This window comes from Streptomyces sp. P9(2023) (genome assembly GCF_032436795.1).
Classification (GTDB): Bacteria; Actinomycetota; Actinomycetes; order Streptomycetales; family Streptomycetaceae; genus Streptomyces.
Genome location: NZ_JAUPWM010000038.1, coordinates 1 through 18,990, shown reverse-complemented (window position 1 = coordinate 18,990; position 18,990 = coordinate 1). Strand labels below are relative to the sequence as shown.

Sequence of the window (18,990 nt, the reverse complement as noted above, 5' to 3'; positions counted from 1 at the left end):
AAGTCATCCGCTTGTGCAGAGAACGTGAGCGGCGGTGGGATTCAGACCTTCATGACGGTGGCGTGCCCGCGGCAAAGCGCTGTGAGGTCCTCAGGATCGGAAGTAAGGATCGTGGCCGGCCCTGGTGAGGCCAGTGCGGTGGCGGCGAATATGGCGTCGATGGCGTACTTATGGCCGTGCGGGCCGGCGTCGGCGAGCAGGATGGCGGCGTGGCGGGCGATCGGCTCGGTGATCGGTTCCACGGCCAGGTGGGAGAGTGTCCACTCCAGGGCCGGGCGGTTGATGCGGGGGTGGGCCACTTCGACCAAGGCGGCCGCCGAGGTGATCACACGGAGGTCGTCGCTGCGGGCCAGGGCGAGCCGGGCGTGACCGTTTGGCGGGCAGGCGGCCGAGGCGATCACTTGAAGGCCGGCGTCACAAGCGACTGCGAGCGGCTCGCGGACCTCTTGGTCGCGTTGTGCAGTCTCGGCGAGCCTTCGCCGTCCGGCGAAAAGATCACGTTCGCGAGCTCGCCCCGCTTGGTGGCGGCCTCCGGGCCGTCGAGGGGCAGTACGCGTGCGTCGAAAGGCCGCGCGTAGCGCCCGTGGCGCACGTAATGCACATGGATCTTGAGTCCGTTTTGCGCACCATGTGTCTCTGACCTGCGGTTTTCATTAACCTGTTTTGGCTCTACATGTTTTCGATGACCCACCATGTCGAGTGCGTCGCGATCCTTGAGCCCGCCGAAAAGGGCCGCTGACCTGCGGCTTTGCCGAGTGTGCATTATGTGCGTTACGTGCGTTACGGGCGATATCTTGACGCATATCTGACGCATATCTGACGCATATCTGACGCACGTGACGCACGTTTGACGCACGCCTGACGCACGCCTGACGCACGCCCGGCTCATGCGCTGACTACCCGTCAGCAGCAGAAAGCCGCCCTTCCAGCCGGTGTGACAACCCGGTCGGAAGGGCGGCTTTCTGCTGTGCGCGCCCCAGGGCGCCATCGCTCTCGCCTCGCTTGCCTGTATCGGCGGTCGAACACGCTCCGTAGCTGCACGTCGGCCTGGAAATATGCCTGCAGCCTTATGCGTTGGAGCCGACCACGGAATGGGGAGGTGTGGGAACTGCGGTTGTTCCAGACCATGGACAGGGGCGTGAGCGAGCTCGCGCCCCGGCTCGCCGCTGCCGAAGTGGACGTGCAGCGCCTTGTCGAGACAGACATGGAGGCGTTGTTGGGCGTCCGGTTCCTGGCATCCGAATACAGCACGGGGCCTGTTCACGCCGGCCGAATCGATTCGCTGGGGCTCGACGCGAACGGGGCACCCGTCGTGGTCGAGTACAAGCGCGGCACGGATCCGGGCGTGATCAACCAGGGGCTCTTCTACCTGAGCTGGCTCGTCGATCACCGCAGCGAGTTCGAGCACCTGGTCCGTGACAAGCTCGGGGCGAACGCCGCGGCCCAGGTGCTCTGGAGCGGACCCCGATTGATCTGTGTGGCCGGCGACTACACCCGCTACGACCTCCACGCCGTGCGTGAGCACCGGCGCAGCATCGATCTGGTCCGCTACCGCTTCTTCGGCAGGGACCTTATTGGCCTTGAGACCGTGGCCACGGCCGCAGGACGGCCGACGCAAGGCAGGCGAGTGCAGCGCACGGGACTGGCCGGCATGGGGCCGGAGCGTCTTGTGGAGCTGGCGGCAGCGGCGGATGAAGTGCTCCTCGGCCTTGGCGACGGCATCACCAAGGTGCAGCGCAAGCACTACAGCGCCTACCGGCGGCTGCAGAATTTCGCGAGCATCTGCCCGCCCCAGCGGACCAAGGTCCATGTGTATCTGTCGCTTGACCCGGCCGATGTCGACCTTGTCCCTGACTTCACCAGGAACGTGACGGGCCTGGGGCACCATGGCACAGGCGATCTGGAGGTACGACTGCGGACGGAAAGGGACCTTGAGCGCGCTCAAGACCTCTTCCGCGCCAGCTACGCGGCGGCGTGAGGGTTCAGTGCCAGGCGCACTCGAATCCACGGTCATGTTGTCATTCAGGGGTCTTGTCGTGAGTGTGCCTTTCGACGGGCCGGCAGAAGGTGGCGGTGGAGATATCCATCATCCCGAGATTCCCCGGTTAGACTAACCGGGGAATCTCGGCTACATTTCGCCGCGCATGCCGCTCTCGGGAGGAAGTAGCAGCGCCCCAACCACGGACTACCAATCGGCCGCCGGCCTGAACACCTGAGCGTCCGGGTACGGGCCCGCTCCCACGAGGTCGGAGAATGATCACGCCCACGGCGCGGAGGGGACTGCTCGCTCCATCCGAGCCCGCAGCCTCCGAGGCCGGAATCATCCGCCGCGTAGACGTTGCTGCTGCGGCCGACCGCCCGCTCAGCCACTGGTGACGACGACGGCTTCGCGCCTGCTGGGCAAGAGTCGCCGAGCGTCCATCAGGATCGGCCTTTTTCTCCAACCGTATTACGGGCAGCGCTTGTCGGGGAGAGGATCGGCAGTATGCCGAATGACAGCCTCCTGCGAATCGTCACGTTTAACACCTTGTTCGGCGGTCACGCCGACGACGGTCTTGGCCCGGCGGACTGGTGGGATGCCCAGATGGCCTTCCTTTGTTCGCTTCGACCGGACGTCCTGGCGCTGCAGGAGTGCAACTTCTTCGACCTCCTGGGCCGGCGGCGCTTGCACCGTGCCGTTGCCGATCTCGACATGACCCGGGGCTTCCTCGCCGAGGCCAACTCCACCACCAGTGACCATCGCTTCCATTCCGCGATCCTGACTGGCAGCACGGTGGGCGTGGTCGCCGAGGGCTCCGACCGGGCCCGATACCACCACGTCCTGGGCTGGGCGAACCTGGTTGCGCCCGGCCTGGAGCGGCCGATTGAGCTGCGCAACCTCCACCTTGATCCCTTCGACCCGCGGAACAGGGCAAGGGAGGTGGCCCCGTTGGAGGTCCTGGCCGCCCCCGGGCGGCTGTCGCTGGTCGTCGGCGACATCAACACGATCGGGCTCGGGTTCCCGGAGCCTGACTGGTCCCAACTGCCGGCTCACCTGCTCAACGGACACCTGCGGGCGCCGGGACAGGGCGAGGGGTCCGATCGGGAGGCGCTGGAGCTGCTCGACCGCGCGGGGTTCGTCGACGCCTCCAGCCGTTTCGGTCAGGAGGATGTGCCCACGGCAGCGTTCGGCGTCGGCGACGTACCCCGACGCCAGGACATCGTGCTGGTCAGCCCCGCTCTGGCTCCTGCTCTGGTCGGCTACCGGGTGCACATGGAGCCCGTGGAGAAGGGGATGTCGGATCACGCTGCCGTCAGCGTCGACCTCGACCTGTCTCTGCTCGGCCGGCAGGAGTAGCCGCGCGGCGGGTCAGTGGCCGCTGGGGCTCAGGTGGTGGTGGGTGAGCGAGTACGCCGCCCACCGGGCTGCCTCGCGCATCAGCGTCCCGCCGGGCCACTGCTCCATGGAGGGGAGCTCCAGCCCGCCCGCGCCGGAGGTGAGGGGTGGGCGGTACTCGGTGAGCTGACGGACCAGCGCGGACAGGCGCGAGTCGTCCTCAAGATCGTGCCGTCGGTCCGCCAGGGCCCTGCGGACGGTGTCCTCGATCTGCGTCTCGCCGACCGAGCCCGGCGCGAGCGCGGAGACGATCCGCTCCACCGGAACCCCGTCCAGCTCACCCTCGAAGTTGCCCGCGTACAGGACGAGCGTCACGGTGGGCAGCGCGAAGGTGAAGGTCCCGCCGCTGTATCCCTCCGGCCACGCCGGCTCCAGCAAGGTGGCTGACCGTCGCAGTGCTCGGACCCACCGCGCGGCCCTCCACCCGTCCGACACGACGTCGGCCAACTGGCCAGCCTGCCACCAAACTTCCCGGATGTTCGCCATGGGCCCAGCCTATGGCGAACAGCAGCCCCTTGTACGGCTCCGAGCAGTTCGCGCCAGCCACTCACGTCATCGCCCCGTCGGGAGGCGGAGGCCGGAATCAAGGCCCCGGCGACCCGCTGGACCGGCCCCACCGGCCCGCACGACCAGGACGAACGATGGGCCGTCGCCCGGCGGTTGCTGAAGGACGAATCCATCGCCACGGCGGACCGCGTCGCCGGCCTCCTGGTACTGCTGTACGCGCAGACGGCCAGCAGCATCCACCGCCTGACCACCGACCGCGTCACACAGAACGACACCCAAGTCCTGCTCCACCTGGGCGACCAGCCCATCCAGCTGCCCCCGCCACTGGACCGCCTCATGCTCAACCTGGTCGCATCACGGGGCACCGACACCCTGATCCGGCACGAGAGCGACTGGCTGTTCCCGGGCCGCTCCGCAGGCCGACCAATCCACGAGTCGCAACTGCTACGACGGCTTCGCAGGGCAGGCGTCAAGTCTCGCCAAGGCCGCAGCACGGCTCTGTTCGCGCTCGCCCAGCAACTTCCCGCAGGGCAGTTGGCCAAGATGCTCGGCGTCCACGTGGGGGTGGCCGTCACCTGGCAGCGCGCGAGTGGCGGGGACTGGATGACGTACGCCGCCGAAGTTGCCGCCCGAGCCGCAACCCGAGCCCGCCCCGACAACACGCCCAGAAACTAGCCGAGTTGAATTCCCCCACCATGTCCCACGTGTAGTAGTCGAGGCCGAGGCACTGAGTCTCTTCCAACCTCAGTTTGAGCATGTCAGGTGCAGGGGGAGGATGGCCTGGACGCGGTCGCTGGGTGATGTCCGTCCCGTGGAGGCCGCAGCGTCGCAGTGCCCGGTTGAGGTCCCGGCCCGGGAAGACGGCCCGCAATGTGCAGTCGGGTGTCGGAACTCTCCAAACCCTGCGGGCTTTAGTTCCCGCGGAATACGAGTCTCAAGTGTGGATGCGACGTCGCCACACGTTTCTCTGCCCTGCAGGCTTCTCGTTCCTGCGGAACCGCCACGGCTGCGCCATCTTCGACGCCGCGATCGAGCAGGTGTTTCTATGCCCTGCGGGCCTTCAACCCCTGCGGAATCTGCACCTTCGATCGAGATGGAAAGATCGACGATTCGCTTCCATGCCCTGCGGGCCTTCGGTTCCCGCGGAATGAGGAGTATTACGCGGTTTCGGCTGAGGTCGATCAGCAGAAGGTTTCTATGCCCTGCGGGCCCTTGGTGCCCTGAGGAATTTTCGAACTGCCGTGGTAACAGCGTCGGGCGATCAAGTTTCTATGCCCTGCGGGCCTTTCAGTCCCACGGAATTGGTCAATTTCGAGGGTGAGTGGCTCTCCTGATCCGTTTCTATGCCCTGCGGGCCTTCGGTTCCGGCGGAATGCTCGGCCTAGCCGTTGCCGCCTTCATCGGAGGCTGGACGTTTCTATGCCCTGAGGGCCTTCTGTTCCGGCGGATCCTTCGCTACGGGCGGGGCCCGTGACCTGCGCCGATTGTGCCCGTTGCGCGAGACTCCCCGCCAGCGGCTTGCCTGATCTGTGACGCCCGTCACAAGTTCTACCTCCGGGGCTGCGACCTGCGGGTTTGGCCCGGGCGTGAATCGGCCTCCGACGGCTCGCGGCAGGGAGGGCGGTTACGGCTCTGTCGAGCCGCCTTTCCGTCTGCCTTCCGTGCGTGGGGCTGCGGCACGTTGATCGTCGTCCAGCCGAGGCCGTGGGTCACGTCGTGGGCGGTGTCGGTGGCCCGTAGTGCGGCGAGTTCCGGCATGAGCCCGGCCAGCGGCGCGGGCAGCTCGATCTCGTTGCTCTTCCTGGTGATCTGCCGCTGGGCGATCGCCCCTTGGCCCTCATGCAGGACGGCGGCGAGCGGGTGCACGGCCGCCGGGTCGTCGTGCCGACTGCCGCGTATCACCTTGCCGTCGACGGCCAGCCCCACCATTGCCGGGTAGTCGGGCTCGATCGGGTCGCTGGATAGCCGGGCCAGTCACATTCCGTGGCGTCGCCGAGCGCGTCGCCGTCGATGCGGGCCAGCACCGGCCCAGGGTTGTGGCGCGCGGGAGGCGGGCCAGGCCGATCCGGGCAGGTATCTCGGGCGTGGTGCCAGCGGCGAATCGCGCGATGCCGGCCAGCGCGGGGGCACCGTCCAGGACCGCCAACAGACAAGGACGAGCAGGGAACCCAAATCGGTAGGCGGCTCCGCACCCGCCCGGGGATCGGGCAGCTGGCCCAATTTCTTGGTCAGCGAGGACAGTTCGGCAGATCGCCGGGCGGGCGGAGCAGATCGGAGTCACCGCGTGGCGCTGCAGGACACCGATCGGAGAGGATGACACGCGAACGCGACCCCCGTTCGTGATCAAAAGCTTCGACAACCTCGATCATCGGGGGTCGTGTTCGTCCTTGCGGACCGGGCAACACGCCCGCAGCGGTACGCACACGCACGATCAGCTCATTTCGCAAGCATGTGGATGGGGCGGGCCGGTGTGGGGCGACGGCCTGCTATCGCAGGTTTGGGCTGGGCCTCAGCCCGAGCATTCCGAGCAGGTTCACGATCATGTCGTGGAAAAGGTCGTGGTGGTCGCCGAACGCGAATCTCAGGTGGCTGTACACAGCCATGCAGGTCACGCCGTAGATCTGGCGCCAGCAGGTGATCATCAGGTACATGACTCCGAGCGGGAGTTCAGGGCGAATCGCCTGCCGGTAGATGTCCACCTGCCCTCGCAGCGGCTGCGTCAGCTCGTCGTCCGCAGGGTAGGCGAGTTCACCTCGCCGCCACAGTTCGGTGAACAGTTGGCCGAACAGGCCGCCGAGCTCGCGCGGGATGACCTGCGGCAGGTCTCCTCCGGATGATTCGGCGGCGGCGTAGGCCGAGCCCATGAGCAGGTCGAAGGCGGCCCGGTTGGCGAGTGACCAGTCGAATACCGCGCGACTTCCGGCGTACAGCTGGGCGCTGAGGTCGTCGCGGTCCTGCCGGCGCACGGCTTGTGTGACGGTGGCGATCAGCTCCGCGGTCATGTCGTCGTAGAGTGCCCGTACCAGCCCATCCCTGCCGTCGAAGTATCGGTAGAGGGCAGGCGGGCTGACCCCGACGGCTCGCGCCACCGCTGCCAGTGTGAGTCCGTCGATTCCCTCGACGGCTGCGATCTGTCGGGCTGCTCGACGTGTGTCACTGAGGAGCTGCTGGCGAAGGCGTTCCCGTCGGCTCCCGGGAGTCCTGCCCGCTGCGTCCATGGTGGACCTCCATCGCCTCGGTTCCGTGATGTGCGCAGCTAGGATTGGACGCGAACTCACGTTCGTAGCGGTTGTGTTGACAGTGTGCGCCACGGTCGTACGACTTGTGCTGACAGGGTGTCATTCTGCTAACTCCAGTACTAGTGTGAAGTCCCTTCACGCGTTGAGTTCAGCCACCAGTATCGGATGCCTGCGCATACAACGCGCAGCGCGGGCACGAGGCGGGGTGTTGCTCCTCGCCTTTCTGGCAATCAGTGGGGGAGATGCCATGGGGGGCCCGAGCAGTGCCGTCCGGCGGCTGCTTCAGGAGTTGTTCAGCCGGGTGGGCTTCGGCACACTGCTGATCACCATCGGTGGCGCGGTGGCGCTGGGCATGGTGCCGAACATCACCGAGGTGGTTGCCGGCCAGCGGGTCATCGTCTTCGGTGGGATCTTCGTGCTGGCTGTGCTCGTGGTGTTCGTGGGGTGGTGGATGCGCCGCGATCGCGGCGTGGGCGTCGTGGTCTGGCTGATGCCCGGCACCGGGTCTCCGCAGCGCCTGAGGGAAGTCATCGGGCATGCGCAGGCCCGGCATGGGGCCTGGTTCGCTGTGCGGCGCGACCGGCTTTGGCCCGACGAGCAGCGTGTTCCTGCTCTTAGTGACCGGGTGGAGGTCGCGTACTGGCAGGTGCAGGACCGGCTCGAGGGCCATGAGCCCGGGACAGCCTCGGCGGCGCATGTGTCGCTCTACGTTCATGCTCGGTTGCCCGAGACGTTCGGGCTGGGCCGGCGGCTGGCCAACGACGCGCTTGGCCAGCTCGATGTCATGCACTTCTCGCACCGCACGGGCGACCCGGTCGCGAAGGTGATGGAGCTGGACAGCCGTCTGGCTCGTGCCGCCGACGACGCTGACCGGGCCGCTGTCCGGCAGTGGCTCACCGCCGAGTCGCTCCAGGCGGTGCCCGAGCCGTTCGACGACGTGGCGGCGGATCACCGGCATCGGCTGATGCTGATTGTCAGTCTGACTCCCAACCCGAACGTCGTGGCGGCGGCCACCCAGGTGGCCCGCACCGGGGAGGTGATGGGGCCGGACGGTCACACCGGCTATTACTTCGACGCGAACGACCCCAGCGCGCCCGGTCGGCCCTGCGGGGCGCGCATGGTTGTCGAGACCAAGGGTGGTCATCTGCGGGACGAGCCGGGTGTGTACGAGCCGCTGGTGCGGCACATCATCGACCGGTGGCGGGTCGGCTGCCGTATCCGTCAGCAGCAGATCGGCGGCCGACCAGTCGAGGGCCTGCTCGTGCTGAGTGCACCGGGGCCGATCGCTCTGGCACTCGGCAAGTTCATCGGCCAGCAGCTCACGCTGGTGGCGCACTCCATGGAACTGGCGCGCGGAGAGGAGCCCATGCTGTGAAGCGGCCCGTCCCGCCCCCGGCACGGTCCGAGGGCGAGTTCATCAACCCGTACACCTTCGTGCCGTTGCCGGTCGTGGCCGACCAGGTGCTGTTCGCCAGGCCGGCGGCAGGACATTCGGCACTTGAGGCGGGTCGCTATCAGGGCGAGATCGAGGTGGAGCTGACCGCTCTCGCCCCGCTGCTTGTACGGGGGGCACGCGAGGGTGACCAGGTGGAGGGGGTGCAGCGTTTCCCGCGCCGGGCTTTTCCGACGGATGGCCTGGCAGACCCGGTGCCGTATCTGCCGGGGTCATCGCTCGCGGGGGTTGTCCGCTCTTTACATGAGCTCATTGCCGGCGGCTGCCTGCGGGTGTTCAAGGATGACTTTCTTCCGGTGTACCGGGATCGGCCCAAGAGTCGCCCGAGCGAGTGGCGCATGGCCACGGTCGACGCGGTCGACGAAGAAGGGCGGCCCACCAGGTTCACGGTCTGCGCGAGCGAGCGCCGCCGTGTGGCGATCGACGCCCTGCTGAAGGCCAAGGGAGGACTTCCCGAGACAGGCGACCGGATCACCTTCGGAGCCGATGCCCGCACGGTCAATGAGTACGGGAAGACCACGGTGAGCGGGGGGGCGATCCGCTGGAGCGAATCCGGCGACTGGGTTCTACTCCTTACCCACGCGGGTACCCGTGACGCGCGGGACACGTACTACGCCTACGCCGGTCATCTCGGGCCCGGCTCCTACGACGCCTACGGGGTCACAGACGCGGCATGGGACGAGTACCAGAGCGCCGTCGCGGGCGCCAACGATGTGCGGGAGTCCCGTAAGCCTGAGGAAGGACGCAAGGGGCAGGATCCGCTCACCGCCGAGGTCAGGCCAGGCGAAGAGCCCGGTCTGGACCCGATTGGTGTGCGCCACAAGGCGCTGCCACATCTACGGCGCGGACAGGTCGTATGGGTAAGGGCCGAGCCACCGGGGACGCCGGGGCGCCCCCGGGTGACCGCGCTGGCGCTCAGCCAGATCTGGCGGCACACAGCCACGGGCCAGCCTTCTGGACAGCGCGTCCCCGAGCAACTGCTGCCGTGCCGTGATCCGCAAGAGCTCTGTCCAACCTGCCGGATCTTCGGTTCCGCGGACACCCGAGGCAAGGACGATCCCGACGACCGTGCCGCCCATCAGTACTCCTACCGCGGCCACATCCGGTTCTCCGACGCACGGCCGCTCGGCGCGCCCCCTTTCGAAACCCGGGAGTACAGCCTGGCGCCGCTGGGCAGCCCTCGTCCCGGCGCCGGACAGTTCTACCTGCGACCGAACAACCTCCAACCGAGAAGGGACGAGACGCCGTTGCGGGAGTGGGGCTCGCGGGCCGACGACGGCGAGCCGCGTCAGCTGCGTGGACGAAAGCAGTACTGGCTGACCGGAAGAAGTAGCCGGCGGCCGTTCTTCCGGGCGGACTCGAACGCCACCTGGACGGAGAACAAGGACATGCAGCAACGCGCGGAGGCCGTTCCGCCGGGCAGCCGCTTCGCCTACACGGTCCGCTTCGAGGGCCTCGACCTGAGCGAGCTGGGCGGGCTGCTCTCCGCTCTCGACCCTGCCGGACTGCTTCCCGGGGACACCGGGTTCGCCGTCGGCGGCGGCCGTCCGCTCGGATTCGGCGCCTGCACCTCCCGTGTGAGGACTGTGCGGGCCTACACCGCCGAGCAGTGGTACGCCGGTGCCGGCCGGCGCCAGAGCGTGGTCGAGCCGCAGGCCGCCCTTGCGGCCTTCCGCGCGCAGGTGGACGCCGGCGTCCGACAGACCTGGTCAGACGTGCAGGCAGCGTTGACGGTGGACCATGTCGCCCCGGACAACGTCTGGTACCCGGTGGACGCCCGCATCCCCGACGGCAAACTGACCCCCAACGACCTGGAACCCGGGTTCACCTTCTGGGCCGAGAGTGTGGGCGAACAACTGAGCGACAGGCGGCGCGACCTGCGCTCACTGCCGAGGCCGAGCACCGCGGCCCATACCCTCCCCGTCGTCAGCGAACCGTCCAAGCCCAAGAAGAAGGGCCGGCGATGAGCGCGCTTTCGACCCGGATGTACCTGGATGTCGGCGCGGTCCGCATCCAGCAGTACCTTTCGCGAACGCCCGACCTGCGGGCCCGTCGCGCCGCGAGCGCGGCCCTAGTCACCATCACTCGCATCGACGCGAAGGACCCCCTGATCACGGGGCGGGCTGAGGTCAACGAGGAGGCGGGTCAGGCGGACGGCGTGCTCAATCTGGTGCTGATCAACGATCCCGCCCAGCCGTACGACGCCGCGAGGGCGGAACGCCACGCCGAGGCGCTGGCCCGCGAGGTGCTGCGAAGGCTGCGCGAAGAACTGCCGGGCGCGGAGTTCCGCGCCGGGTGGGCCGAGGCTTCGGACTACCCGTCCGCGTACCGGATGATCGACGCGAAGCACCGCGCGGGCACGGGGCTGGAATCCCTGCCGGCCGTCCCTGAGTTTCCGCTGGCGGTGCCCTGCCGGGTGTGCCACGCCGCGAGCTCCACCGGAAAGGCGTCAACCGGCGACACCGAGCTGCCGGACGCCTGTGCGGACTGCACGCGCCGCTACTCGCCGCGTGCACGCAAAGGTGGCAGGACGCAGGAGGAGAAGCTCCTGGCCGCGGTACAGCAGAAGGTGGACCGCACGCTGGAGCAGGTGCCGGACCTCACCGCCCTCACCTTCCCGCGCGGGGCCGAGGCCGGTAACGGCGGTCTCACCCAGATCGCTACTGTCCACATCGATGGCAACGCCTTCGGTATGTTCTTCGAACAACTCGCGGCACACGGGGCGGCTTCCGGGCCCAGGGCCCGCAAACTCGTCGACAAGGGCACCATTTCCAGGGCTCTAAACGAACACACCAGCACCGCACTGACCGACGCCGCCTGCGCGGTGGTGCGCGAGGACGACACCCGGATGGTTGTCGTTCCCCACCTGGTGGGCGGCGACGACGTGCTGGTCAGTCTTCCCGCCGACCGGGCATGGCCGTTCGTCCTGCACTACCTGGCCCGCTTCAACGCGCTCGTTGAGCAAACCAGGGGCGAGGTCACCGGGTTCATCAAGAAGCTCCCGGACCTGTCGGCATCGGCCGGTATCGCCTTCTCCCACCCCACACACCCCTTTCACCTGCTGGTGGAGGCAGCTGAACAGCGGCTGCGCCGGGCAAAGCAAGAGGTGGCCGGCGCAGAGGCGTCGGTGGACTTCGTCGACCTGACCGCTGACGGCAGTCACGGTGGCGACTTCCCCGCTCTGCGGCTGGAGCACCTGGTCGACTTGCGGACGCAGCTCGACGCCCTGGCCGCATTGGCGGGCTCGCGGCGCGCGGGGTGGGAGTCCGCTCTGCGTTCCGCAGAGGCCGCAGGGAACACCGCTGCCGCACTGGATGTCCTGCTGAGGGACGCCGAACGCCTGGACTGCCGCGAGGTCGTCCAGCCCTTCCTCTCCATAGCCGGCGGCGTGGGCCCCGCCATCGAACTGCGCCAGGCCCTGCGGATCGCGAGGTGGTGGTCATGAACACACAGCCAGCCCATACGGCACCGGGCACAGCGCCTTCGGCTGTCGAGGACATCGTGAAGGTCCACATCACCTTCCACGGCCCGTTCCGGGTGGCCACCGGCCGTGCCCATGAAGGCACGGACCAGACCGTCAATCGCGTCGACCTGCTTCCCGCCTCCTCCGTCAAAGGACTGCTGCGCGCCTCGGCTGCCCAGCTGCTGCCCGGCCGAAAGGACCTCCTGGGCACGGTGTTCGGAACTGCCCAGACCCCGACGCCCTGGCACTGGGGCCAGGTTCGGTTCCCGGACGAGCCGGTCGTCGTCCCGCGGGCCAGGGTGTCACTGGACGCGCGCACCGGTGCGGCCCGAAACGACCACCTGTTGCTCGGCGACGAAGTCTGGGCCACCACCGCCGAGTTCACCATCACCCGGCGGGGCCACCTGCCCTGCAACCAGCTGGCCGACCACCGCACCGTGCTGGCCTGCGCGGCCGCCGCAGTGCACGCGCTCGGCAGTGACCGGCGACGCGGCCTGGGCTGGGTGACCTGCACACCTCACCCGGTCGTCGACGAGGCGCTGCTGGCCCGGTTCGAGGAATTGCGCGCCGGCGTCGCGCGAGATTGAGGAGCCCGACAGCGATGCTCAACGTGCATGTCACCCCGGTGCAGCCACTGGCCCTGGGCCGCCGCCCGCGCGGGCTGGCGCCCGTGGCCGGCCACCATCATGTACCCGGCGCCGTACTGCGCGGGGCACTGGCCGCGGCGTGGATCGCCGAGTTCGGCCCTCCCCAGCATGCCGCACCTGCCCGCCGCACGAGCTTCAACGACCTCTTCGAGGGGCGGGTCCGCTTCGGCCCTCTACTCGCCCGCGGCTCTCGGGTGGTGCCGCTCTCGGTCCACACCTGCAAGTACCGGACCAAAGCGGACTGCTCCCAGCAGAGCTACGACGAAACCACCGACCCCGGACCACGGCCGCAACGCTGCCCCGTCTGCAGTCAGTCGCCGCTCGTCGTCGGCCGCGGCCAGGTGGAACTCGGGCCCGACTCCCCGATGGTCATCATCGAGACCACCCGAATCGAACTCACCACCCAGGAGACCGCCGCCACCGGTCAGATCTTCACCCGCCAAGAACTCGCCCCGCGCAGCGGCTCCCCCGGCGCCCACGAGGTGCTCCGCGGCCAGATCGCGACCGGCGCCATCAGCGACGACCAGCTGGCCTGGCTCACCACCGACCGCGTGCTACGCCTCGGCGGCCGGCGCGGCACGGGAGGCGAAGTCCGTTACCGGGCCATACCCGCCACCAGCTCCCCGGCCCCCGCAGGAAACCCGTACACCCCCGACGGTGAGTTGATCCTTCGGCTGCTCAGCCCGGCGGTCCTCGTCGACGCCGCGGGCCGTCCCAGCAACCGCCCCGACCTGGCGAGGCTCGCCCAGTCCCTCGGGATCGCCTCCGTCGAGATCGCGCGTGCATGGACCCGCTGGGAACGCGTCGGAGGCTGGAATGCCGTGGCAAGGCTCCCCAAACCGGAAGACCTCGCCGTCGCTGCAGGTAGCGTCTATCTCCTCAAGCCGACCGGCGATCCGGGGCCCGCCGGACTGACCCGGCTCGTCGAGGACGGCATCGGGATCCGGCGCGCCGAAGGGTACGGCTGGCTGACACTCGGCCCCTGGCAACGGCCAGACCGGCCCGCCGCCGCGTCGCCGGGTGCCGCGACGGATCGGGCCCTCACCGACGACGAGGCGCTTCAGCAACTGGCCGCAAGTGGGCACGGCGCCTGGATCGCCCGCCAGATCAAGAGATTCGCCAATCAGAAGAATCTCGGTCCCGCTGCCGCCACCACACTCGTACGAGGTCCGGAGTTCGCCCGAATCGGTGGAGCACGCAACGTGCTGCGTGACGTACTCGCCGCCAAAGGCAACAAGGCTCAACTGCTCGTTTTTTCAGACCGCTTGAACGACACCGCAAGCCGTACGAGTCCAGGGGAAGCCGCCGAGCCGAACCTTGGGGGTGCCCGATGACCACCGTGTTGCTCATCGCCCTGGAACTCGAACTCGAAAGCTACGCCGCTGTCAAAGCGCCAGAGAGCGCTGAGAAGGACATCCGCGTCAAACACCCCCTCACCCGCGACGGCCACGGACACCCCTACATCCCTGCCAGCTCCCTCGCCGGATCCCTGCGCGCCCACGTGCGCAACCACCACACCGGCCAGGTCGAAACCCTGCTGGGTGAGGAACCGGGCACCCGCACATCCCGCTCCCGGTGGCAGACCACCAGCCCCGGCGAAGAACAGCCATCACCCCGCCCATCCGCCATCCGCTTCCTGGGCACCCGCATCACCCCCACCAACGACGGCTTCGAGCTCGCCGAGCGCGGCCGTACCGCCATGGACCGCCACCGCGCCGCCCCCGCCAACCACAAACTGCGCACCGACGAACTCCTGCCGCCCGGCTCCCGGATCAGCTGCTGGCTCCGCATCGACGACCAGGACCTGCATGCGCAGGTCCTGACCGCGCTCGCCGACTGGCGCCCCACCATCGGCGGCGACCGCAGCACCGGCCTCGGCCGGGCCCGCGTGTCCACCGCCCGATACCAGACCGTCGACCTGGACACTCCCGAAGGCAGAGCCCGCTGGCTCACCCTCGGTGGCGAGGACCTCTTCGCGGGCGGCACCGAACTGGACCTCAAAGCCACACAACCCGACGCTGTGCTGCGCGCATCCTGGGAGATCGTCGACGGACTATCCATCACCGCCGGGGATCCCGTCCCCGACGAGGCCACCGGCCGCACCGTGTCCCGCGTGCTCACCGGCCTGTTCCCGACGGAACGAGACGGCCGCCGCACCTTGCTTCCGTACGTCCCCGGCTCCACCTGGAAAGGCGTATTGCGCAGCCGCGTCGAGTACATCCTGCGCTCCCTAGGTATCCCCGTATGCGACTCCACGGGACCGGCCGGCACCTGCGGCAACTGTGACGCCTGCACCGCCTTCGGCTGGGCAGCCGAGGACATCAGGGGCGAGTCCGCAGGCCAGCGGGCACTGCTACATTTCGCCGACTCGCCCATCACCGACGCCCCACGCTCCGTACGCCAGCACGTCGCCCTCGACCGTTTCACCGGCGGCGCCGCCGACGGCCTCCTCTACGCCCGAGAGGTCGTCGACACTGGTCACCTCACCCTCGCCATCACCCGCGACCCCGACCTCACCACCCTCACCATCCCGCCGGTCGTCCTCGCCGCACTACGCCTTGCCTGCTACGACCTCCACGCCGGACTGCTCGGTCTCGGCGGCGCCACCACCCGGGGCCTTGGCACGCTGCGCCGAACCGACGCCGGTCAAGAGGCCATCGAAGACGAGCGACGCCAAGCCGCCGACCTGCTGGCAGCAGCCCTGACCAACGCCGCTGCTTCCCAAGGAGGCCGCCCCGTATGAGCACACCGCACGAAACCCTGACCCTTACCCTCCACGGCTACGGCCGACTGACCTGGGCCGAAGCCCTTCCCTTCCTCCAGGCCCACTACTGCACCTGGACTGACCTCGACGGCATCCACATCGCCCAACCAGCCCCGCCCCAACCACCGGTAGGCGCGACTCACTTGTGGGCCTGGCAGGACACAACCCACGCGGCACGACTCCGCTTCGACACCGACCACGTCTACCTCGCCACCCTCCGCACAACCCCGCCACCCACCGACCGCACCCCCCAGCTCACCGAAACAAACACCACCATCACCGTTCGCACCGGAACCCTCTGGAACCCCACAGACCGACAAGCCGGCCCGCTCCCCAAGGCCGCGCACGAGTGGACCTGGCATCTACTCGAAGCCGCAGGCCCACACCCCCTCGCCTTCGTCACCGCCACCCCTGCCACCCGGTCCACCACCGAATCCCCGCGGACCCACTGATGCCCACCACATGGCACCTCCACCTGCGCGCCGAACGCCCCGTCGAACGACAGGTCACCCCTGCCCAACTGCACGGCCTGGCCTGCGCCCTCCTGGAAGGTCTCGGCGCCGACCACCACGGTCAGACCAAACCGTTCTCGGTCACCCCGCTCATGCAGGCCCCCCACGCCCCCGGACACGCGCTCCTCACCCTCGGCTGGCTCGACGACCGAACCGTGCCGCCACTGCAGAAGCGGGCCGGCGAACAGGTCCGCCTCGGCGGCCAGCTCTTCACCATCGAGGACATCCACGCCCAGGGAGCCCCGTACGCGGCCCTGCTCGCCCTCCCACGCGCCGAGCGGGTGAGCATGGACTTCCTGTCCGTCACCCACTTCACACGCAAAGGCCGCTGGATCCCCCTCCCGGACCCCGAACTCCTCTACACGGGCCTCGCCCGCCGCTGGAACGCCTACGCCGAGACTCCGCTGCCACCGCCGTTGATCACCGAACTCCGGGAAACAGTCCTCCTCACCGCCCACGACGTGAAGAGCGCCCCCGTCGACATCGGCCAGGCCCACCGCATCGGCTTCCTCGGCCACGCCACCTTCACCCTGCCGCGCACCGCCCGCCCCGAGGTGGCGTCGGCCTTCACGGCCCTCTCCCACTTCGCCGAACTCGCCGGCACCGGCGCCCAGACCACCCACGGCCTCGGCTGGACAACGATCAGTGTGCCGCCGCCCCACACACGGAAGACAGACGGAAAGGCGGCTGGAAGGAGCCGTAACCGCCCTCCCCGCCGAGAGCCGTCGGAGGCCGATTCTCGCGCGAGCCAAACCCGCAGGTCGCAGCCCCGAAGGCAGATCTTGTGACGGGCATCACAGATCAGGCGAGCCGCTGGCGAGGAGTCCCGCGCAACGGACACAATCGTTGCAGGTCATGGTCCCCGCCCGTAGCACCGGATTCCGCCGGAACCGAACGCCCGCAGGGCATAGAAACGCCATTTTTCCTCCTGTGTTGTGTCGGAGACTTACATTCCGCCGGGCCCGCAGGGCATAGAATCAGGTATGGCAGATGGGCGAAGGTAATGCTTGCCCATTCCACCGGAACCGGAGGCCCGCAGGGCATAGAAACGCGGGTTCCGGCGAGTCGACGTGGTATTCCTGCTCACGTTCCGCAGGGCAGCAAAGCCCGCAGGGCATAGAAACAGCCTCATGCGACAGCTTCACCATTGGAAGTCGGGGTTGTCCCGAAGGAAAGAAAAGCCCGCAGGGCATAGAAACTTTTGACCGTAGAGCCTTGTCGTCCTACCGAGGACGAACAAGTTCCGAAGGAACGAAAAGCCCGCAGGGCATAGAGACGCCTATTGAGCACCCCTGTCTATTGCTTCTCGGCGGCCCTCATGAACGAAAGGCCCGCAGGGCATGGAGACGATTTCGGGAGCAAGCTTACGCTTTGGGGTATCAGGTTCCGCGGGAACGATAGGATCGCTGGGAGTAGAAATCGCAACCTATTCTCGTGAGATACCCCTGTAGATGTCTCAGGTTCCGCAGGAGTGAAAGGCCCGCAGGGCATAGAAACAGCAGTGCCCACGTGGCGAACATCGTCCACATGGCATTCCGCCGGAACCGAAGGCTCGATGACTTATTCTGGGGTTCCGCCGGAACCGAAAGCCCGCAGGGCATAGAAATGTCGACGTTCAAGTTTTTCCCCAGGTTGGGCGGTTTGAGCGTCATGTAATTCCCCATCCCGAATTCTCCTAATTGGCCATGGGTAGCGCGGAGGTCGGGACCGAGGGACCTGGTCGTCGCGGAGCTGCTCATGTTCCTCGTCCCGTGGTTCGGATGGCCGATGGGCAGCCCGGATGGCGAGGAGAACGTTCGTCGTGGTCGACATCACCGAGATCTACGTCCACTGGTACGCGGGCCGCTCGAAGAGCGAGCTGGCCGCGTCGCTGGGGGTGGACCGCAAGACGGTCAGGAAGTATCTGGCCCCGGCCGAAGCGGCCGGGATCAGCCCGGGCGGCCCGCCGATGAGCGAGGCCGACTGGTCTAAGCTGATCAAGGAGTGGTTCCCCGGGCTCATCGACAGAAGGCTCAGGCAGGTGACCTGGCCCGACATCGACCAGCACCGCGACTACATCAAGAGCCTGCTTGGGACGGTGACCGTCTCGACGATCCACCAGCGGCTTCGTGACGAGCACAAGCTGCAGGTGTCGATCTCCTCGTTCCGTCGCTGGGTCCATGCGACGCTTCCGGACGAGGTGGCGAAATCGCAGGTCACCGTGTTGCGCGACGACATCGAGCCCGGATCGGAGGCCCAGATCGACTACGGCTTCCTCGGTCCGTGGATCGATCCGCGGACCGGCAAACGCCATCGGGTCTGGGCGTTCGTGATGGTCCTGCCCTGCTCGCGGCACATGTTCGTCCGGCCGGTGCTGCACCTGGACCAGCACGCATGGACGGAAGCACACGTCGCGGCGTTCCGCTACTTCGGCGGCGTCCCGCGCCGGCTGGTCCCGGACAACCTGAAGACCGGGGTCGACAAGCCCGACCTCTACGACCCGAAGATCAACAAGGCGTATGCGGAACTGGCCACCCACTATGGCGCGTTGGTCGATCCGGCCCGGGCGGCGAAGCCGAAGGACAAGCCGCGGGTCGAGCGGCCGATGCCCTATGTCCGCGACTCGTTCTGGCGAGGACGGGAGTTCACCTCGATCGAGCACATGCAGGCCGAGGCCGTGACCTGGAGCCAGCAGGTTGCCGGGCGGCGGAAGTGCCGGCCGCTGGGCGGGGCCGCCCCGATGACCGTGTTCGATGCGTTGGAGGCAGCCGAACTGCTGCCTCTGCCGCCGACTCCGTTCGTGCTGGCCCGCTGGTCGACGGCCACGGTCGGACCGGACATCCACATCAAGGTCGGCCGCACCCTCTACTCGGTTCCGTGGAAGCTGATCGGCCGCAAGGTCGACGTCCGCTCGACCGCCACGATGGTCCAGGTCTTCCACGACGGCTCCCTGGTCAAGACGCATGCGGCCCTTGCCGAGTAGCCGAGGGGAGTCTCACCCCTCGGCTCTCACAGAACCGTGCGTAACAGTCTCCCGTTACACGGCTCTT

17 protein-coding genes are annotated in these 18,990 nt (G+C 68.0%); 12 read left to right on the top strand and 5 right to left on the bottom strand.

Annotated features, from left to right (window positions below):
• Positions 1-41 precede the first annotated feature (41 nt).
• Together Q5762_RS30895 and Q5762_RS30890 are read right to left on the bottom strand one after the other, a co-directional pair.
• Positions 42-401, bottom strand: a complete 360-nt coding sequence (locus Q5762_RS30895) for a PIN domain-containing protein (protein ID WP_315895585.1) — start codon at positions 399-401, stop codon at positions 42-44.
• Positions 398-763 (bottom strand): hypothetical protein, encoded by a 366-nt coding sequence (locus Q5762_RS30890; protein ID WP_315895584.1) that lies wholly within the window; start codon positions 761-763, stop codon positions 398-400. The genes Q5762_RS30895 and Q5762_RS30890 overlap by 4 nt, the downstream gene beginning before the upstream one ends.
• A 336-nt stretch (positions 764-1,099) precedes the next feature.
• Here Q5762_RS30890 and Q5762_RS30885 point away from each other — a divergent pair, with 336 nt between their 5' ends.
• Positions 1,100-1,978 (top strand): DUF5655 domain-containing protein, encoded by an 879-nt coding sequence (locus Q5762_RS30885; protein WP_315895583.1) that lies wholly within the window; start codon positions 1,100-1,102, stop codon positions 1,976-1,978.
• A 507-nt stretch (positions 1,979-2,485) separates the two neighbouring features.
• The gene (locus Q5762_RS30880; RefSeq protein WP_315895582.1) at positions 2,486-3,337 is read left to right on the top strand and encodes a hypothetical protein; all 852 of its coding nucleotides are present in this window, start codon (positions 2,486-2,488) and stop codon (positions 3,335-3,337) included.
• 12 nt (positions 3,338-3,349) lie between these two features.
• Here the strand turns inward: Q5762_RS30880 and Q5762_RS30875 are convergent, their stop codons facing one another.
• Positions 3,350-3,754, bottom strand: coding sequence for a hypothetical protein (locus Q5762_RS30875; RefSeq protein WP_315895581.1), 405 nt, complete (start codon positions 3,752-3,754; stop codon positions 3,350-3,352).
• A gap of 282 nt (positions 3,755-4,036) precedes the next feature.
• On the opposite strand from Q5762_RS30875, the gene Q5762_RS30870 reads away from it, so the two are divergent.
• Entirely contained in the window at positions 4,037-4,558 is a 522-nt protein-coding gene (locus Q5762_RS30870; protein ID WP_315895580.1) for a hypothetical protein, read from the top strand.
• Between the two features lie 873 nt (positions 4,559-5,431).
• On the opposite strand, the gene Q5762_RS30865 is transcribed toward Q5762_RS30870, so the two are convergent.
• On the bottom strand, positions 5,432-5,812 hold the full coding sequence (locus Q5762_RS30865; protein ID WP_315895579.1) for a hypothetical protein: 381 nt from the start codon (positions 5,810-5,812) through the stop codon (positions 5,432-5,434).
• A gap of 557 nt (positions 5,813-6,369) precedes the next feature.
• Positions 6,370-7,101, bottom strand: a complete 732-nt coding sequence (locus Q5762_RS30860) for a TetR family transcriptional regulator (RefSeq protein ID WP_315895578.1) — start codon at positions 7,099-7,101, stop codon at positions 6,370-6,372.
• A 268-nt stretch (positions 7,102-7,369) separates the two neighbouring features.
• On the opposite strand from Q5762_RS30860, the gene Q5762_RS30855 reads away from it, so the two are divergent.
• The 9 genes from Q5762_RS30855 (at position 7,370) to istA (ending at position 18,923) form a co-directional block, all read left to right on the top strand.
• Entirely contained in the window at positions 7,370-8,497 is a 1,128-nt protein-coding gene (locus Q5762_RS30855) for a hypothetical protein (RefSeq protein ID WP_315895577.1), read from the top strand.
• Positions 8,494-10,542: a TIGR03986 family CRISPR-associated RAMP protein gene (locus Q5762_RS30850; protein ID WP_315895576.1), complete on the top strand. Its 2,049-nt coding sequence runs from the start codon at positions 8,494-8,496 to the stop codon at positions 10,540-10,542. The genes Q5762_RS30855 and Q5762_RS30850 overlap by 4 nt, the downstream gene beginning before the upstream one ends.
• Positions 10,539-12,020, top strand: a complete 1,482-nt coding sequence (locus Q5762_RS30845) for a Cas10/Cmr2 second palm domain-containing protein (RefSeq protein WP_315895575.1) — start codon at positions 10,539-10,541, stop codon at positions 12,018-12,020. Before Q5762_RS30850 ends, Q5762_RS30845 begins: the two co-directional genes overlap by 4 nt.
• Entirely contained in the window at positions 12,017-12,625 is a 609-nt protein-coding gene (locus Q5762_RS30840; protein ID WP_315895574.1) for an RAMP superfamily CRISPR-associated protein, read from the top strand. Before Q5762_RS30845 ends, Q5762_RS30840 begins: the two co-directional genes overlap by 4 nt.
• Positions 12,626-12,639: 14 nt before the next feature.
• The gene (locus Q5762_RS30835) at positions 12,640-14,019 is read left to right on the top strand and encodes a type III-B CRISPR module-associated Cmr3 family protein (protein ID WP_315895573.1); all 1,380 of its coding nucleotides are present in this window, start codon (positions 12,640-12,642) and stop codon (positions 14,017-14,019) included.
• Complete coding sequence (locus tag Q5762_RS30830) at positions 14,016-15,428, top strand: RAMP superfamily CRISPR-associated protein (protein WP_315895572.1); 1,413 nt, start codon at positions 14,016-14,018, stop codon at positions 15,426-15,428. Before Q5762_RS30835 ends, Q5762_RS30830 begins: the two co-directional genes overlap by 4 nt.
• Entirely contained in the window at positions 15,425-15,901 is a 477-nt protein-coding gene (locus Q5762_RS30825; RefSeq protein ID WP_315895571.1) for a hypothetical protein, read from the top strand. Before Q5762_RS30830 ends, Q5762_RS30825 begins: the two co-directional genes overlap by 4 nt.
• Positions 15,901-16,749, top strand: coding sequence for a CRISPR system precrRNA processing endoribonuclease RAMP protein Cas6 (gene cas6 / locus Q5762_RS30820; RefSeq protein ID WP_315895570.1), 849 nt, complete (start codon positions 15,901-15,903; stop codon positions 16,747-16,749). Before Q5762_RS30825 ends, cas6 begins: the two co-directional genes overlap by 1 nt.
• A gap of 1,013 nt (positions 16,750-17,762) precedes the next feature.
• Positions 17,763-18,923, top strand: coding sequence for an IS21 family transposase (gene istA, locus Q5762_RS30815; RefSeq protein ID WP_399495306.1), 1,161 nt, complete (start codon positions 17,763-17,765; stop codon positions 18,921-18,923).
• Positions 18,924-18,990: the final 67 nt, after the last annotated feature.

Excerpts from the sequence above, each read along its gene's own strand:
- Q5762_RS30880 (WP_315895582.1), top strand. The coding sequence starts at position 2,486 with ATGCCGAATGACAGCCTCCTGCGAATCGTCACGTTTAACACCTTGTTC.
- Q5762_RS30830 (WP_315895572.1), top strand. The coding sequence starts at position 14,016 with ATGACCACCGTGTTGCTCATCGCCCTGGAACTCGAACTCGAAAGCTAC.
- Q5762_RS30845 (WP_315895575.1), top strand. The coding sequence starts at position 10,539 with ATGAGCGCGCTTTCGACCCGGATGTACCTGGATGTCGGCGCGGTCCGC.
- Q5762_RS30890 (WP_315895584.1), bottom strand. The coding sequence starts at position 763 with ATGCACACTCGGCAAAGCCGCAGGTCAGCGGCCCTTTTCGGCGGGCTC.
- Q5762_RS30825 (WP_315895571.1), top strand. The coding sequence starts at position 15,425 with ATGAGCACACCGCACGAAACCCTGACCCTTACCCTCCACGGCTACGGC.
- Q5762_RS30865 (WP_315895579.1), bottom strand. The coding sequence starts at position 5,812 with ATGGTGGGGCTGGCCGTCGACGGCAAGGTGATACGCGGCAGTCGGCAC.
- Q5762_RS30860 (WP_315895578.1), bottom strand. The coding sequence starts at position 7,101 with ATGGACGCAGCGGGCAGGACTCCCGGGAGCCGACGGGAACGCCTTCGC.
- Q5762_RS30855 (WP_315895577.1), top strand. The coding sequence starts at position 7,370 with ATGGGGGGCCCGAGCAGTGCCGTCCGGCGGCTGCTTCAGGAGTTGTTC.
- Q5762_RS30840 (WP_315895574.1), top strand. The coding sequence starts at position 12,017 with ATGAACACACAGCCAGCCCATACGGCACCGGGCACAGCGCCTTCGGCT.
- Q5762_RS30835 (WP_315895573.1), top strand. The coding sequence starts at position 12,640 with ATGCTCAACGTGCATGTCACCCCGGTGCAGCCACTGGCCCTGGGCCGC.
- cas6 (WP_315895570.1), top strand. The coding sequence starts at position 15,901 with ATGCCCACCACATGGCACCTCCACCTGCGCGCCGAACGCCCCGTCGAA.